General features: G+C 75.5%; 14 protein-coding genes and 1 pseudogene. 7 read left to right on the top strand and 8 right to left on the bottom strand.

Annotated elements, in window-relative coordinates; genetic code table 11:
* The 8 genes and pseudogenes from AC1050_RS10065 to AC1050_RS10030 form a co-directional block, all read right to left on the bottom strand.
* A pseudogene (locus AC1050_RS10065) lies at positions 1–274 on the bottom strand (hypothetical protein); the annotation flags it as partial.
* Positions 271–801, bottom strand: coding sequence for a sigma-70 family RNA polymerase sigma factor (locus AC1050_RS10060; RefSeq protein WP_482387203.1), 531 nt, complete (start codon positions 799–801; stop codon positions 271–273). The gene AC1050_RS10060 and the pseudogene AC1050_RS10065, both read right to left, overlap by 4 nt.
* A gap of 119 nt (positions 802–920) precedes the next feature.
* Positions 921–2,267: a hypothetical protein gene (locus AC1050_RS10055; RefSeq protein WP_482387204.1), complete on the bottom strand. Its 1,347-nt coding sequence runs from the start codon at positions 2,265–2,267 to the stop codon at positions 921–923.
* Positions 2,264–2,794 carry a sigma-70 family RNA polymerase sigma factor gene (locus AC1050_RS10050; protein ID WP_482387203.1) on the bottom strand — a complete coding sequence of 177 codons (531 nt, stop codon included), beginning with the start codon at positions 2,792–2,794 and terminating at the stop codon, positions 2,264–2,266. Before AC1050_RS10050 ends, AC1050_RS10055 begins: the two co-directional genes overlap by 4 nt.
* A 316-nt stretch (positions 2,795–3,110) precedes the next feature.
* Entirely contained in the window at positions 3,111–4,676 is a 1,566-nt protein-coding gene (locus AC1050_RS10045; protein ID WP_482387202.1) for an outer membrane protein assembly factor BamB family protein, read from the bottom strand.
* Positions 4,673–5,209 (bottom strand): SigE family RNA polymerase sigma factor, encoded by a 537-nt coding sequence (locus AC1050_RS10040; RefSeq protein WP_482387201.1) that lies wholly within the window; start codon positions 5,207–5,209, stop codon positions 4,673–4,675. Before AC1050_RS10040 ends, AC1050_RS10045 begins: the two co-directional genes overlap by 4 nt.
* A gap of 171 nt (positions 5,210–5,380) precedes the next feature.
* Positions 5,381–6,823 carry a hypothetical protein gene (locus tag AC1050_RS10035; protein WP_482387200.1) on the bottom strand — a complete coding sequence of 481 codons (1,443 nt, stop codon included), beginning with the start codon at positions 6,821–6,823 and terminating at the stop codon, positions 5,381–5,383.
* The gene (locus AC1050_RS10030) at positions 6,820–7,353 is read right to left on the bottom strand and encodes a sigma-70 family RNA polymerase sigma factor (protein WP_482387199.1); all 534 of its coding nucleotides are present in this window, start codon (positions 7,351–7,353) and stop codon (positions 6,820–6,822) included. The genes AC1050_RS10035 and AC1050_RS10030 overlap by 4 nt, the downstream gene beginning before the upstream one ends.
* A 279-nt stretch (positions 7,354–7,632) precedes the next feature.
* On the opposite strand from AC1050_RS10030, the gene AC1050_RS10025 reads away from it, so the two are divergent.
* From AC1050_RS10025 to AC1050_RS09995, 7 genes are all read left to right on the top strand, one after another.
* Complete coding sequence (locus AC1050_RS10025) at positions 7,633–9,927, top strand: sodium-translocating pyrophosphatase (protein ID WP_482387198.1); 2,295 nt, start codon at positions 7,633–7,635, stop codon at positions 9,925–9,927.
* Between the two features lie 55 nt (positions 9,928–9,982).
* Entirely contained in the window at positions 9,983–10,426 is a 444-nt protein-coding gene (locus AC1050_RS10020; protein WP_482387197.1) for a hypothetical protein, read from the top strand.
* A gap of 4 nt (positions 10,427–10,430) precedes the next feature.
* On the top strand, positions 10,431–11,087 hold the full coding sequence (locus AC1050_RS10015; RefSeq protein WP_482387196.1) for a histidine phosphatase family protein: 657 nt from the start codon (positions 10,431–10,433) through the stop codon (positions 11,085–11,087).
* A 14-nt stretch (positions 11,088–11,101) separates the two neighbouring features.
* On the top strand, positions 11,102–12,664 hold the full coding sequence (locus AC1050_RS10010) for a DUF7059 domain-containing protein (RefSeq protein WP_482387195.1): 1,563 nt from the start codon (positions 11,102–11,104) through the stop codon (positions 12,662–12,664).
* A 204-nt stretch (positions 12,665–12,868) separates the two neighbouring features.
* On the top strand, positions 12,869–14,143 hold the full coding sequence (locus AC1050_RS10005) for an efflux RND transporter periplasmic adaptor subunit (protein ID WP_482387194.1): 1,275 nt from the start codon (positions 12,869–12,871) through the stop codon (positions 14,141–14,143).
* Entirely contained in the window at positions 14,136–14,873 is a 738-nt protein-coding gene (locus AC1050_RS10000; protein WP_482387193.1) for an ABC transporter ATP-binding protein, read from the top strand. The genes AC1050_RS10005 and AC1050_RS10000 overlap by 8 nt, the downstream gene beginning before the upstream one ends.
* On the top strand, positions 14,870–16,102 hold the full coding sequence (locus AC1050_RS09995; protein ID WP_482387192.1) for an ABC transporter permease: 1,233 nt from the start codon (positions 14,870–14,872) through the stop codon (positions 16,100–16,102). The genes AC1050_RS10000 and AC1050_RS09995 overlap by 4 nt, the downstream gene beginning before the upstream one ends.
* Positions 16,103–16,141 lie beyond the last annotated feature (39 nt).

Below are 16,141 nucleotides of genomic sequence, written 5' to 3'. Positions count from 1 at the left end.
TCGGTGAGGGTGCCGGGGTGGGGGTGGTCGACGGGCTCGGTCCGGCGGGTTGGGGGTCGGGCTCCTGGCCGAGTGCCATGCCGCCGAGGACGAGGCCGGTGATGACGGCGAGGCTGCCGGTGGCCGCGGCGGCGGCGCGGGTGCGGCGGCGGCGGCGGACCCGGCGGAGGGTCGGGGTCAGGAGGAGTCCGGTGTCGGTGGTGGTGCGGGTGCGGTGGGCGGCGGCGGCGCCGGCGGCGAGGTCGTGCAGCGCGGCGTCCAGGTCGTGGTTCATCGCGTGCCGCCCTTCGTGGTCGGGATGTCCTCGGCGGTCAGGCCGGCCTGGGGGCCGAGGCGTGGTGCCAGGGCGCGGTTGGCCTCGTGCAGGTAGCGCTTGACGGCGCCCTCGCTGATCTGGAGCCGGTCGGCGATGTCCTGCAGCGGCAGGTCCTCGTAGAACCGCAGGACCACGCAGGCGCGCTGGCGGGGGGTGAGGTGGGTCAGGGCGGTCAGGACCGCGTCGCGGTCGTCGCTGCCCTGGTGGCCCTCGCCGCGTTCGGGCAGGGCGACGAGGTGGGCGACGTCGCGCCACCGGCGGGCGCGGCGGCGGCCGTCGACGAACGCGTGCAGGATGCACCGCCGCACGTAGGCCTCGAGCCACTCGACGTCGGCGCCTGCGCGCCGTCTCGTCCAGGTGCGGACGAGGCCTTCCTGCACGAGGTCCTCCGCCGCGGCGAGGTCGCCCGCGAGCAGGTAGGCGTATCCCACCAGCGCGTCACCCCGCTCGCGGACGAAGTCCTCGAGCTCCCGCTCCCAGGCCACGCCGTCTCCTCGTCCTCGTACCGCACCCGATCTTGTCGCCCCCTCAGACGCCCGGGCCCGGCCGCAGGTTGGGAAGGTCACCCGAACGGCGCAACCGGCGCCGGAGCGCCGGCGCGGCGTCACTCGACGACAAGGGTGAACGACTCCCCGGTGACGACCCCGGAGGGCAGGTCCCGTGCGCCCTCGGGAGTCCGTGCCTCGGCGCCGGACACGAGCAGGGACGGCACGACCGTGTAGGTGCCCGGAGCCAGCGGCTGGCCGTCCGCGCAGGCACGCAGGTCCACGCCGCCGGTCAGGTGGAGCGGGAGGTCCCTGCCGAGGTCCACGACGCTGTAGTACGCGCCCGAGATCTCCGACGGGCCGCCCACGACGATCCCGTCCTGCAGCGCCCAGTACGCGGGCGCGGTCTGCACCCCGGCACGCAGCCGCCCCGGCCCCGTGTAGCGGAGGTCGCCGGCCGAGTCGGGAGCTGATCCGTACGGGGCCCGGCCTGGAGCGAGCACGTCCCAGGTGAGCAACCCGGGTTCGGACGGGGTCAGCGGTGCACCGCAGGTCGGCTGGGGGACGACGCCCGGCTCGTCGACCGTCTGTGCGGGCGGCAGGCTCGCCGGCCCGCCGTCGACGATCGTGAACTCGAGCGGTGCACCGACGGCCTGACGCCAGGCGTCGGGGTGCCGCGCGGCCACGGCTTCCGCCCCGTCGGCCGCGAGCTCGCTCGCGACGGACGGGTCGTCTCCGAGCGGCAGCACACGCGAGGTGGACAGCACCGCGTAGTCGCCGGGCGGCAGCGGACGGCCGTCCGCGCAGGACCGCAGCGGAACCAGTCCCTGGAACGCGGCCGAGCTCGCGCCCGCGCTGACGTCGTACGACTCGGGCGCAGCCGGCAGGTCGCCGTACAGGTCGCCGGTGCCGACCACGACGCCGTCGTGCAGCACCAGGAACCGCGGTCCGGATCCGGGCCAGATCCCGTGCCCGACGCCGATGGGGGACCAGTCACCGGGCAGGTTCACGTCGATCCGGGTGCTCACGGCCAGGCCACCCCCGGCCACTGCCTCGGGGCTCACGAGGGAGGTGCTGACGCTCCACCGGTCGTCGAGGGGCGCGTCGGCGGACGGGTCGGCGGTCGCGAGCGCCCCGCAGGTGCCGAACGGCAGGGCCGGGTCGCCGGTGGGCAGCACCGTCGAGGTGGACGTCGGTGAGGGTGCCGGGGTGGGGGTGGTCGACGGGCTCGGTCCGGCGGGTTGGGGGTCGGGCTCCTGGCCGAGTGCCATGCCGCCGAGGACGAGGCCGGTGATGACGGCGAGGCTGCCGGTGGCCGCGGCGGCGGCGCGGGTGCGGCGGCGGCGGCGGACCCGGCGGAGGGTCGGGGTCAGGAGGAGTCCGGTGTCGGTGGTGGTGCGGGTGCGGTGGGCGGCGGCGGCGCCGGCGGCGAGGTCGTGCAGCGCGGCGTCCAGGTCGTGGTTCATCGCGTGCCGCCCTTCGTGGTCGGGATGTCCTCGGCGGTCAGGCCGGCCTGGGGGCCGAGGCGTGGTGCCAGGGCGCGGTTGGCCTCGTGCAGGTAGCGCTTGACGGCGCCCTCGCTGATCTGGAGCCGGTCGGCGATGTCCTGCAGCGGCAGGTCCTCGTAGAACCGCAGGACCACGCAGGCGCGCTGGCGGGGGGTGAGGTGGGTCAGGGCGGTCAGGACCGCGTCGCGGTCGTCGCTGCCCTGGTGGCCCTCGCCGCGTTCGGGCAGGGCGACGAGGTGGGCGACGTCGCGCCACCGGCGGGCGCGGCGGCGGCCGTCGACGAACGCGTGCAGGATGCACCGCCGCACGTAGGCCTCGAGCCACTCGACGTCGGCGCCTGCGCGCCGTCTCGTCCAGGTGCGGACGAGGCCTTCCTGCACGAGGTCCTCCGCCGCGGCGAGGTCGCCCGCGAGCAGGTAGGCGTATCCCACCAGCGCGTCACCCCGCTCGCGGACGAAGTCCTCGAGCTCCCGCTCCCAGGCCACGCCGTCTCCTCGTCCTCGTACCGCACCCGATCTTGTCGCCCCCTCAGACGCCCGGGCCCGGCCGGGGGTTGGGAAGGTCACCCGAACGGCGCAACCGGCGCCGGTGGCACCACCACGTGCGGCTCGCGGGACCGTCGGTGACGACACGACGACCGCCGGAGGTGCGCGCCCCTGCAGCGCACCTCCGGCGGGCGGCGTCCGGGCGGCGGGTCCGACCCCGGCCGCGCGGCCCCACCCACCACGACGTGCGGGAGGCCCGGACCGTTGGGTCCGGGCCTCGCGGATCACCCGGTCGGCGCAGCGCCGGACGCCGGGGTCACGGCGCCAGTGCGCTCAGGGACCCGTCCGGCGCGACCCCGACCAGCCGGGAGTCGACCACGAGCACCCCGGTCACCTGGTCCTGCGGCAGCGTCCACGCCACGTCCCCGTCGGTGGCCCGGACGGCTCGCACGCCGGACGCGTCGGAGATCACCAACCGCTCACCGTCGAAGGCCTCGACGGAGCCCCAACCGGCGCGCCAGAGCTCGCCGCCGGTGACCACGTCGACGCCCACGAGGCCCGTGTCGCCCTGCAGCACCACCGTCCGGCCGGCGACGGCCCGGACCACACCGGCCCCGGGGACGGACCACAGGACGTCCCCGGTCTGCGCGTCGACCGCGTGGACCGCGTCCGGCAGCCCGTCCCCGGTGTCCGACCAGGTCAGCAGCGGCACGTCCACCCCGGCGGCCGGGGCCCAGGCGTCCGGGGTGAACGCGGGGCTCCCGGGCAGGGGCACGTCCTCACCGTGCGGCCCGACGGCGTGCGTGCTCCCGTCGGGCGCGATCGCCGTCACCCAGCCGTCAGGACGGAGGCCCACCGGCGCCATGCCCTCGCCGAGCACCGCCCCGGTCCGCACGTCGAGCGCGAGCTCGAACTGGACCCCGTGCAGGAGCACCAGGGGCCCGGCGACCTCCGGCCACACCACGAAGTCACCACCAGGCGTGCTCGGGTCGATGTAGCCCGGGAGGTCGACAGCGGCGCGCACGGCGCCGTCCGCGAGGTCGAGCACGCGGACGTGCACGTCCGTGCCCTCGGCGCTGTGCACGACGACGGCGTCCTCGGCGACGGCGATGCCGTTGCCCCCCGGGCCGACCGTGCGGGCCACCGCACCGGACACCGGGTCGCGGAGCTGCACGACCGGTGCCCCGTCCACCACTCCCTGGCAGACGAGGAGACCGTCGTAGACGCCGGCACAGCTCAGGACCCGCTCCTCCCCGCTCTGCTCCCAAGCCCAGAGGACGGCTCCGCCGACCTCGTCGACCCCGACGAGGCGCTCGTCGACGGCCGGCACGCCCATGGCGAAGAGGAAGGTGCCGCCGGCAGCCAGCGCGCGGGACGAGGTGAACGCGTGCGGGGTCGCGGCGACGTCACCGACCATCGGGGTGGCGCCCTGCGAGTCGATCACCGTCGAGGTCCAGAGGGTGTCGACCGGCGCGCGCCAGAGCACGTTCGGCGCCGTGGGGTACGGACGGACGACGCCGGAGGTCGCGACCACCGGGTCCTGCTCGTCCGGGCCCGCAGCCGGCGCACTGGTCGAGGGCGATGGCGAGGGCGACGGCGCCGGGGTCCGCGAGGGCTCGGGCGTCGGGTGGGTGATCGTCGGGGTGTCCGCCGGCTGCGGGTCCGGCCGGTCGGCGAGCGCCGAGCCCGCCAGCACCAGGCCGGCCACCGCGGCGAGCCCGGTCGCGGCGGTCACGGTGGTCCGGCGACGGCGAGCCCGCGCCGAGCGGCGCGCGATGTCGGGCGCGGACAGTCCGGCTCCCCGGTGCAGCCGCTCCGACTGCTCGTCGGCACCCTGCCGCGCCAGGTCGTCGAACGCGCCGTGCAGGTCGTGCTCGTTCATCGCCGGTCCCTTCCCGCCGTCCGCACCTCGACGGTCTCCGCCGCCGGGTGCACCTCCCCCATGAGCGCGCCGAGGCGCTTCGTGCCGTCGGACAGGTACCGCTTGACCGCACCCTCGGAGAGCCCGAGCCGCGTGGCGATCCCGGCGACCGTGAGGTCGTCGTAGAACCGCAGCACGACGCACGCGCGCTCCCGCGGGGGCAGGTGGCGCAGCGCCGTGGCGAGGTCGGTCGCGGTGTCCGTCGACGACGACCGCTCGGGCTCTGCCTCGGGCGTCACGAACAGGTGCGCGCGCCCCTGCCACAGCCGGCGGCGCCGGTACTGGTCCAGGTAGGTCGTGAGCACGGCGCTGCGGACGTAGCCCTCCAGCGACTCGATGTCGGTGCCCGCCCGCCGTCGGGACCACGCCTTCGCGAGCGCGTCCTGGACCAGGTCCTGCGCGCTGTCGTGGTCACCGGTCAGCAGCCGGGCGTACCCGACCAGCGCCGGGCCGCGTGCGGTGACGAACGCCGTCACCTGGTCCTCCCACGCCACGTGGTCCCCCTCGTCGTCGGCCGTCCCCTGGGGTGGGCCGCGGTGATCCTGTCGTGAGGTGGGACGTAGACCTGGTGCGGAACGTTGGGCGCGTGCGGTGATTCACCCGAACGGCAGCGGGCACGGCGGGGTTCCCCGCCGCGCCCGCCGTGCCCGTAGCGGCTGCTGCCGCTACGGGATCACCAGGGTGACGGGTGCCCCGACCAGCTGGTGCAGGTCCACCTCGCCGGCGCGCGGCTGCAGCTCGGTGCCGTCGGCCGCGACCAGCCCCAGCACGCCGACCAGCGCGACGGGGTAGGCGGTGTACGTGCCCGGTGCCAGGGTGGTGGCGGGGCCGGGCCAGCCGCCGTCGCAGCTCTGCCACGTCGTCACCGGGGTCGTCAGCGTGGAGCCGTGGTCCAGGTCCACCCGCTGGGGCGTCGACGACGACACCGCGACCACGGCACCGTCCTGCACCACCCGCAGGAGCTGGCCGGTCACGAACAGGGCGATGCGCCCGGAGCCGGTGTAGGTGACGGACACCGCGGCGTCCGGGCTCGCACCGCCCGCGGTCACCGTGGTGCCCGGTGCGGTGACGGGCAGCAGGCCGCCGGCGTCGCCCGGAGTCGTCGTCGGGTTGCACGCGGACGGGTACGGGTCGCCGTCGGGGACGTTGCGGTCCCCGAGCACCGGTGCGGCTGCGGGCGGGACCGGCACCGCGGCCGGGTCGACCGTGGTGCCGCCCACCTGCACGGCGACCGGGGCCGACACCGCGACGACCTGCTGCAGCGGGACGGACGGCGCGATGTCCGCGATCGTCCGCACGCCGTCGGACAGGAACGCGGACGCCGCGTCGCGGTCGGCCGTCCAGACGTCGCTGAGCGCGACCGCCTGGTAGTCGCCGGCGGGCAGGTCCGCGCCGGCGGACGCGCCCGGGGCGTCGCAGACCACCAGGGTGGTGTGGCTGACGAACTGCGAGGTGAGGCGGGCGTCCGGGCTCTCCTCGAGGACGGCGACGGTCTCGGGCCCGGTGCCGACGGGGTACGTCCGAGCGGTCGCGACGACGACACCGTCGCGCAGCAGCACGGCGGTGGGTCCGCTGTCCGGCCCGAACGCGGTGACCTCCGGCGTGGTCACCGCGAGCTCGGTGCGCAGCTCGACGGGCTGGCCCTGGAGCACCGACGACGGCCCCGCCGCGAGGGTGAGGGCGACGGCCGGCGAGCTCGGCAGCGCGGCCGCCGCGTCGATGGTCGATCCGCAGACGCCGAACGGCAGGCCGGGGTCCCCGGTGGGCAGGACCACGGCAGGCGCGGTCGCCGTCGCGGACGGCGTGGCCGACGGCGAGGGCGACGGCACCTCCTGCGAGGGCGTCGGGGTGCTGATCTGGGTGGGCGGCGCGGCAGGGGCGGGCTCCGCCCGGTCCCAGGTCGCGACGGCCACCCCGCCCGCGCCCACGGCGAGCACGGCGCACGCCGCCGCCGTCGACACGAGCGCCGCGTGGCGCACCCGGCCACGGCGCGCGCGTGCGGTCATCGCGGCGACCGGCAGCCCGTCGCCGGAACGGGCCCGGTTCTCCTGGTCGGTCGCGACGCCCTGGACGAGGTCGTCCAGCGCGCGGCGCAGCTCGTGGCTCATCGCCGGCCTCCGTTCGTGGTGGAGAGGTCCTCGGTGTCGAGGTCGTCCGCGAGGTCGAGCAGATTGCTCAGACGACGCGCGGCGTCGGACAGGTAGCGCTTGACGGCGCCTTCGGACAGGTCGAGGCGCTTCGCGATCTCGGGGACCGTCAGGTCGTCGTAGTGCCGCAGGACGGTGCAGGCGCGCTCGCGCGGCGCGAGCCGGTCGAGCGCCGCGGCGACCTGGGCGCGGTCGACGGCGGCGCGCTCGGGGGAGGGCACGGGCACCTCGACGGCGAACAGGTGCGCGCGGTCCCGCCACGCCCGCTCCCGCCGGCACTGGTCCACCCACCCGTTGAGGACCGCGCGGCGCACGTACGCCTCGAGCCACTGGATGTCGGCGCCGGAGCGTCGCCGCGACCAGGCGCGCACGATCGCCTCCTGCACCAGGTCCTCCGCTGCGGCGGTGTCGCCGGTCAGCAGGCGGGCGTAGCCCACGAGCGCCGGTCCGCGCTCGCGGGCGAACGCCGCCAGGTCGTCCTGCCAGGTCACCAGGGTCCTCCGCCGTGCCGGTCGGGGAGCGCGGTCCGCGTGCCCCCGAGGTGAGTGTCGTGCCCGGTGGACGGCGCCGGGGCACCGGATCGTTGGGGTCCGGGCACGCCGTCACCCGATCGGCCCAGCGGGGATCCCGCGGCGGCGAGCACTGCCCGCTCGCTTTCCCGGACAGAGCGGACATCTCTGGCTACAGTGGCCGCCTCACGCGGCAACGGAGCGGCGTGCGTCTGGGTCGCGTCCCCAGCAGGGGGCAGGGCCCGCGTCCGAGGAGGATGCATGGTCGAGCTCGGGTCGGGAAGCCTCGCGGTCGTCGCCGTCATCGCGGTCGTCGCGGTCGCCGCACTGGTCGTGGCGGTGGTCCTCAGACGCCAGGTCCTGGCGGCGGACGAGGGGTCCGTGTCGATGCGGGCGATCGCCGCAGCCATCCAGGAGGGCGCCTCCGCGTACCTGGCGCGGCAGCTGCGCACGCTGGTGCTGTTCGCCGTCGTCGTGTTCGCGCTGCTGTTCCTGCTGCCGGGCGACACGGGCGTGCGGGTCGGCCGGTCCGTGTTCTTCCTGGTCGGCGCGGCGTTCTCGGCGTCGATCGGGTACCTGGGCATGTGGCTGGCGACGCGCGCGAACGTGCGGGTCGCCGCGGCGGCGTCGCTGCCGGGAGGCCGGGCCGAGGGCGCGCGGATCGCGCTGCGCACCGGCGGGGTCGTGGGGATGTCGGTGGTCGGGCTCGGGCTGCTGGGCGCGGCGGCGGTCGTGCTGCTGTACCGGGGCGAGGCGCCGGCGGTGCTGGAGGGCTTCGGGTTCGGCGCCGCTCTGCTGGCCATGTTCATGCGGGTCGGCGGCGGCATCTTCACCAAGGCGGCCGACGTCGGCGCGGACCTGGTCGGCAAGGTCGAGCAGGGCATCCCGGAGGACGACCCCCGCAACGCCGCGACGATCGCGGACAACGTGGGGGACAACGTCGGCGACTGCGCGGGCATGGCCGCGGACCTGTTCGAGTCGTACGCGGTGACGCTGGTGGCGGCGCTGATCCTCGGCCGGGCGGCGTACGGGGAGCAGGGGCTGGTGTTCCCGCTGATCGTCACGGCCATCGGAGCGCTCGTGGCGGCGCTGGGCGTGCTGGTGACCCGGGTGCGCGGCGACGAGAGCGGCCTGACGGCGATCAACCGCGGGTTCGCGATCGCGGCGGTGGCCGGCGCGGTGCTGTCAGCCGTCGCCGCGTTCGCGTACCTGCCGTCGTCGTTCGAGGCGCTCGGCGGCACGGCGGGGCTCGGTGCCGACGACGGCGACCCGCGGCTGGTCGCGGCCGGCGCGGTGGCGATCGGCGTGGTGCTGGCGGGGCTGATCCTCTGGGTGACCGGCTACTTCACCGGCACGACGTCCAAGCCGACGATCCACGTCGCCCGGACCTCGCAGACCGGCGCGGCGACGGTCGTGCTGTCGGGCATCGGGGTGGGCTTCGAGTCCGCCGTCTACACGGCGGGGATCATCGCGGCCGCGATCTGCGGCGTGTTCCTGCTGGCGGGCGGCTCCATCGCGCTGTCGCTGTTCCTGGTGGCGCTGGCGGGCTGCGGGCTGCTGACCACGGTCGGGGTCATCGTCGCGATGGACACGTTCGGCCCGGTGAGCGACAACGCGCAGGGCATCGCCGAGATGTCGGGCGACGTCACCGAGGAGGGTGCGCAGATCCTCACCGACCTGGACGCCGTCGGGAACACCACCAAGGCGGTGACCAAGGGCATCGCGATCGCCACGGCCGTGCTGGCGGCGACTGCCCTGTTCGGCTCGTACGCCGACGCGGTGGCCGGGGCGGTGGCGCGGCTGTCCCTGTCCGAGGTGCCGGGCGACATCGTGCTGGCGATGACCGACTACCAGGTGATCAGCCCGGTGACCCTGGTCGGGGTGATCCTCGGCGGTGCGACCGTGTTCCTGTTCTCCGGGCTGGCGATCGACGCCGTGACCCGCGCTGCCGGCGCGATCGTGTTCGAGGTGCGCCGGCAGTTCCGCGAGCACCCCGGGATCATGACCGGTGCCGAGCGTCCCGAGTACGGCAAGGTCGTCGACATCTGCACCCGCGACTCGCTCCGGGAGCTCGCCACCCCCGGTCTGCTGGCGGCGTCCGCGCCGGTGGCGGTCGGGTTCGGCCTCGGCATCGGCCCGCTCGCCGGGTTCCTCGCCGGGGCGATCGGCAGCGGCGTCCTGATGGCGGTGTTCCTGGCGAACTCCGGCGGTGCCTGGGACAACGCGAAGAAGCTGGTCGAGGACGGGCGGTACGGCGGCAAGGGGTCGCCGGCGCACGCGGCGGTCGTCATCGGCGACACGGTCGGCGACCCGTTCAAGGACACGGCCGGCCCCGCGATCAACCCGCTGATCAAGGTGATGAACCTGGTCGCGCTGCTGATCGCGCCGGCCGTGGTGACGGTCAGCGTCGGCGACGACGCCAACCAGGTGCTCCGGCTGACCATCGCGGTGCTGGCGGCGCTGATCGCCTTCGGGGCCGTGCTGGTGTCGCGGCTGCGTGCGGCCCGCGTCGACGAGGAGGCGCGGCTCGAGCGCGAGGTGCGGTTACCGGCATGACGGGCACCCGCGCCCCGCCTCGACGGGCGGGCGCGCGTCCGGCAAGGTGGTCGGCATGAGCCGCTCCCGCCTGGTCCGTCCCTCCGCCCGCCGCCGGACGCTGGTGGGCCTCGCGCTCGCCGGCCTGCTCGTGCCGCTGGCGGCGTGCTCCGGGGGCGAGGACGACGTGCAGGCGTTCTGCGACCAGGGCGAGGAGGCGATCGCCGAGGTCGACGCCGCGGGGTCGCTCGGCTCGGACCCGGAGGCGTTCGCCCAGGCGATCGCCGACGCCCGCGAGGGCTTCGAGTCCGTCGAGGCCCCGGCCGAGATCGAGGACGACTGGGCCGTGTTCACGAGCACGTTCGGGGACCTGGACGACGCGCTGCAGGACATCGACGCCACCGACCAGGAGGCGTTCACCGCGGCCCTGCAGGAGTTCGCCGAGACCGCGAACTCGGAGGACCTGTCGACGGCGGGCGACAACCTCAGCACCTACATCTCCGAGAACTGCGACGCCTGACCCGATGCGGCTGCACCTCGTCCGGCACGGCCAGACCCCGTCCAACCTGATCTCGGCGCTCGACACCGCCGCCCCCGGCGCCCCGCTGACCGCGGAGGGCCTGCGGCAGGCGGAGGCCGTCGGCCAGGTGCTCGCCGCGGAGCCGCTCGACGCCGTCTACGCGTCGACGCTGGACCGTGCCCGGGCGACCGCGGCGGAGATCGCGCGTCCGCACGGGCTCGACGTGCAGGTCCGGGAGGGGCTGCGCGAGGTGCTCGCCGGGGAGCTGGAGATGCGCACCGATCCCGCGTCGGTGCACCGGTACCTGGGGACGATGGTCGCGTGGGCGAGCGGCGACCTGGACGCGGTGATGCCCGGTGGCGAGTCGGGCCGGGCGACGCTCGACCGGTTCGACGCCGTGGTCGACGAGCTGCTGGCCTCCGGGGCGCGGACGGTCGCGGTGGTCAGCCACGGCGCGATGATCCGGCTGTGGTCGCTCGCCCGCGCGGCGAACCTGGACCCCGCGACCGCGGGCCGCCGGTCGCTGGACAACACCGGCGTGGTGACGCTCGAGCAGGACGGCCCGGCCGGCTGGTACGCCACGCGCTGGCAGGACGAGGTGGTGCCGCACGCGACCGCGGCGGGCGGCGACGGACCCGGCGGCGAGCCGCTGCCCGTCTGAGCGAGGATGGGCGGGTGGACAGCACCCCCTCGACCGAGCCCCTGACCGCCGACCCCGCGCTGGTCGGCGCCCTGCGCGCGGACCTGGCGGCCGCGGGGTTCACGGTGCCCGGCGTGGAGGACCTGCTCGGCCCCGTCGCCGCGGCCGCGCTGCACCGGGAGGAGCCGGTGCCGGCGCTGCTCGCCACCACCGGGGACGACCCGCGCGCGGCGCTGGTCCGGGCGTTCGTGCTCGGCGTCCCGGTGGACGCCGCCGACCTGGCCCGCGCGCTGCCGTCGCTCGGCGTGACCGGTGCGGAGCGGCTCGGCCTGGTCGCGGTCGACGGCGCAGGCGCGGACGCCGCGGTGCGCGCCCGGGTCGACCTCCGCCCGTACGAGGCCGAGGACGCCGCCGGGCCGGTCGACTGGTGGATCGCGTCCGACCTGGGGGAGCTGGCCACCGGCGGTGCGCTGCGCACCGACCACGTGCTCGGCGTGGGCGGCGCCTCGACCACGCTGGCCCAGGTGACGGTGCGCGAGCCCAGCCGGCGCACGCTGGACCTCGGCACCGGCTGCGGCATCCAGGCCCTGCACGCGTCCCGGCACTCGGACGTGGTCGTCGCCACGGACATCTCCGCGCGCGCGCTCGATTTCGCCCGGTTCAACGCCGCGCTGGCGGGTCTCGGCGCGGACGGGCTGGACCTGCGGCTCGGCTCGATGCTGGAGCCGGTCGCGGACGAGCAGTTCGACCTGGTGGTGAGCAACCCGCCGTTCGTCATCACTCCCCGGGCGACCGCCGACGTGCCCACCTACGAGTACCGGGACGGCGGGCGGACCGGCGACGCGATCGTGTCCGACCTGGTGACGTCCGTCGGCGGCGTGCTGGCGCCCGGTGGCGTCGCCCAGCTGCTCGGCAACTGGGAGGTCCGTCGCGGCGAGCGCTGGGACGAGCGCGTCGGCTCCTGGCTGGACGCGTCGGGGCTGGACGGCTGGGTGGTGCAGCGCGAGCTCCAGGACCCGGCCCAGTACGCCGAGACCTGGATCCGCGACGGCGGCACCACTGCCGACCGCGACCCCGCGGCCTGGCGCGCCCGGTACGCCGCGTGGCTGGCCGACTTCGCCTCCCGCGACGTCGAGGGCATCGGGTTCGGCATCGTCGTGCTGCGCCGCCCGGCCGACGACGCACCCGGCGGGCGCCTGCGCCGGCTCGAGGAGATCACCGGCTCGGTCCGCCAGCCGCTCGGCCCCGCGCTCGGCGCGAGCCTGGCCGCCGACGACTGGCTCCGCGCCCGGGACGACGCGGCGCTCGCGGCCGAGCGGCTGCGCGTGGCCGAGGACGTCACCGAGGAGCGCTACCTGCGCCCCGGTGCGGCCGACCCGCAGATCGTGCTGCTCCGCCAGGGCGGCGGGCTCGGGCGCACCGTGCAGGTCGGCACCGCGCTGGCCGGGTTCGTCGGCGCCTGCGACGGGGAGCTCGCCGTCGGGCAGATCGTCAACGCGCTCGGCGCGCTGCTGGACGTCGGCGCTGCCGCGGTGGCCGCCGACGTGCTGCCCGAGGTGCGCGGCCTGATCCGGGACGGCCTCCTGCTCCCCGCCTGACCCGCCCACCCCGCGCGCCCGTCGACAGCGCACGAGCACGGGGTGCGTACCGCCCACGACGACCACGATCCCGCGCCCGCGCCGGTGATCGCACAGGGGGGACACAGGGTGGTGCTAAGGCCGCCCCAGCCTGCATCCCTACGGTCCTGACCAGCCCGGACTCCCGCCCGCTCCCCGCGGACGGTTCCGGGAGGTCGGACCGTCGTGAGGGAGAACATGCTGTCGCTGTGGAGGCGCACCCGGGTCTGGGTGCGGGTGGTGGCGATCGCGCTGCTGGTGGGGGTGGTCGGCGCCGGGATCTACTGGTTCGGGTTCCGCGAGGAGCAGGCGCAGGCCGCGACCCCCGAGTCGTCCAGCACCGCGGTCGCCGCGAGCCTGACGACCGTCCAGCAGTCCGTGACCGCGAGCGGCACGCTGACGCCCGCCGTGCAGGAGGACGTGTCGTTCGACGTCAGCGGCACCGTGACGTCCGTGGACGTCGCCGTCGGGGACACCGTGGCCGCCGGGCAGCAGCTCGCGACGGTCGACACCCTCCACCTGAACGCCGCGCTGCTGCAGGCGAAGGCTGACCTGGTGAGCGCGCAGGCGTCGCTGTCGAACGCCGAGGACGAGGCGGACGGCACCGCGGCGTCCGACGCGCAGGTCGCCGCGCTGTCGGCGCAGGTCGACGTGGCGCAGGCAGCGGCCGACGACGCGGAGGCCGACATGGCCGGCGCGACGCTGACCGCCCCGGTCGCGGGCCTGCTCACCGCGGTGGACCTGGAGGTCGGGGACACGGTAACCGGCTCGGGCTCGTCGTCGGGCGGCACAGGCTCGACCGGTAGCACCGGCTCCACCGGGACGACCGGATCGACCGGCTCCAGCAGCACCACCACCAGTGCCGCGTTCACGATCACCGGCACCGACGCGTGGCAGGTGAGCGTCACCGTCGACGAGACGGACGTCGCGCTGCTGTCCGTCGGCGACCAGGTCGAGATGACCACCGACAGCTCGACCGACACCGTCTACGGCACCGTCGGCGAGATCGGCCTGCTGTCCAGCAGCACCGGCGACGTCGCCGCGTACCCGGTCCTCGTCGACGTGACGGGCAGTCCCGAGAACCTGCACGACGGCGAGTCGGTGGAGGCCTCGATCATCTACGAGCGCCGCACCGACGTGCTGACCGTGCCGAGCGCTGCGGTGACGACCGTGGACGGCCAGACCGTCGTCACGCAGGAGGGTGCGGACGGCGGGACGGTCACCACGGCGGTCACCGTCGGTGAGACCTCCGGGAACCTCGTCGAGATCACGGACGGCTTGGCCGAGGGCGACGAGGTGCTGGTCACCACGTTCAGCCCGCGAGCGACCGGGTCCGACGACGCCGGGACCGGGGACCAGGCGGAGCGGGGCCAGATGCCGGACTTCTCGTCCGGCGAGATGCCCGACTTCTCGCAGCTGCCCGGTGGCGGCGGCCAGGTGCCGGGTGGCAGCAATGGCTGAGCTCGTCCTGGACCGCGCCGCGCGCGGGACCGACGGCGCCGCCGACCCCGTGATCGAGCTGGACGGCGCCCGCAAGACCTACCGCACCGGCAGCATCGAGTTCGAGGCCCTGCGCGGCGTCGACCTGGCCATCCGGACCGGCGAGTACGTGGCGATCATGGGCCCGTCCGGCTCCGGCAAGTCCACGCTGATGAACATCGTCGGCTGCCTGGACGTCCTGACCCGGGGCACCTACCGCTTGGCGGGGGAGGACGTCGGCGAGCTGGACGAGGTCGAGCTCGCCGACGTCCGCAACCGGCGCCTCGGGTTCGTGTTCCAGCAGTTCCACCTGCTGCCGTCCCTGTCGGCCTGGCGGAACGTCGAGCTGCCCCTCGTGTACGGCCGGGTGCCGGCGCACGAGCGCAAGGAGCGAGCGGTCGCCGCCCTGGAGCGGGTCGGCCTGGGCGACAAGCTCGACAACCGCCCGGGGGAGCTGTCCGGCGGCCAGCAGCAGCGCGTGGCCGTGGCTCGTGCGCTGGTCGGCGAGCCGTCGCTGATCCTCGCGGACGAGCCCACCGGCAACCTCGACTCCCGGTCCACCGAGGACGTGCTCGCGCTGTTCGACGAGCTGCACGCCCAGGGCCGCACCATCGTGCTGATCACCCACGAGCTGGAGGTCGCCGAGCACGCCCGGCGGATCGTCTTCGTGCGGGACGGCCTCCTCCAGTCGGACGAGGTGAACCCCCGATGACCTGGTCCGAGACGCTGCGCACCGGTTGGGCCGCCGTGCGCGGGCACAAGCTGCGCTCGATGCTGACGGTGCTCGGCATCCTCATCGGCATCGCCGCGGTGATCCTCACCGTCGGCCTCGGCCTCGGCACGCAGAAGGACGTCAGCCGGCAGATCAGCGCGCTGGGCTCCGACCTGCTGATCGTCACCCCGGGGTCGTCCACCGACTCCGACGGGGTGCGCGGCGGGTTCGGCACCGGCGCCACGCTGACCCGGTCCGACGCCGAGGCGCTCGCGTCCTCGGTGAACGCGCCTGACATCGGGGCCGTCGCGCCGGAGAAGGAGTCGTCGCTCTCCGTCGAGGCGAACGACACCAACTGGACGACGACCGTCGTCGGCACCACCGAGGACTGGCTCGACGTGCGGTCGCGGACCGTCGCCTCCGGGGAGTTCCTCACCGCGGACGACGACGCGTCCGGCGCCGCCGTCGCCGTGATCGGCGCGACCACCGCCACCGAGCTGTTCGGCACGACGAACGTCGTCGGCCAGCAGATCACGGTCGCCGGCACGGCGTTCACGATCACCGGCGTGCTGTCCTCGGCCGGCGCCAGCACGGACACCGACCTGGACGACCTCGTCGTCGTCCCGCTGACCACCGCCGCGAACACCGTGTCCGGCGGCCTCGACCGCAGCTCGGTGTCGACCATCTACGTGCAGGCGGCGTCCGCCGACCAGCTGTCCGCCGCCTACCAGGAGGCGAACCAGCTGCTGCTCAACCTGCACGGCATCACCGACGCGGACAGCGCGGACTTCTCGATCAGCAGCCAGGACTCCCTGGTCAGCACCGCCACCTCGGTCTACCGGACGCTGACCGTGCTGCTCACCGGCATCGCGGCGCTGTCGCTGCTGGTCGGCGGCATCGGCGTCATGAACATCATGCTGGTGTCGGTCACCGAGCGGACCCGCGAGATCGGCCTGCGCAAGGCGCTCGGCGCCCCGCCGTGGGCGATCCGCCGGCAGTTCCTGGTCGAGGCCGCCGTGCTCGGCCTGGCCGGCGGCGTGCTCGGCGCGGTGCTCGGCATCGTCGCCGCGGCGGTCCTGCCGGGCCTGCTCGACACCTCGATCGTGGTGTCCGGCGCGGCCGTCGGCGGCTCGGTCGCCGTCGCGATCGCGATCGGCATCGTCTTCGGGGTCTACCCCGCCACGCGGGCCGCGCGGCTCGCACCCATCGACGCGCTGCGCTCGGAGTGAGCCGCGTGCGTCCCCTGTCCCGCCCCACCCCGAGGAGAG

It is taken from the genome of Cellulomonas sp. NEAU-ZC6 (assembly GCF_056844425.1).
The sequence above is the reverse complement of the archived record's forward strand: the minus strand, read 5'-3'. Positions and strand labels throughout refer to the sequence as shown.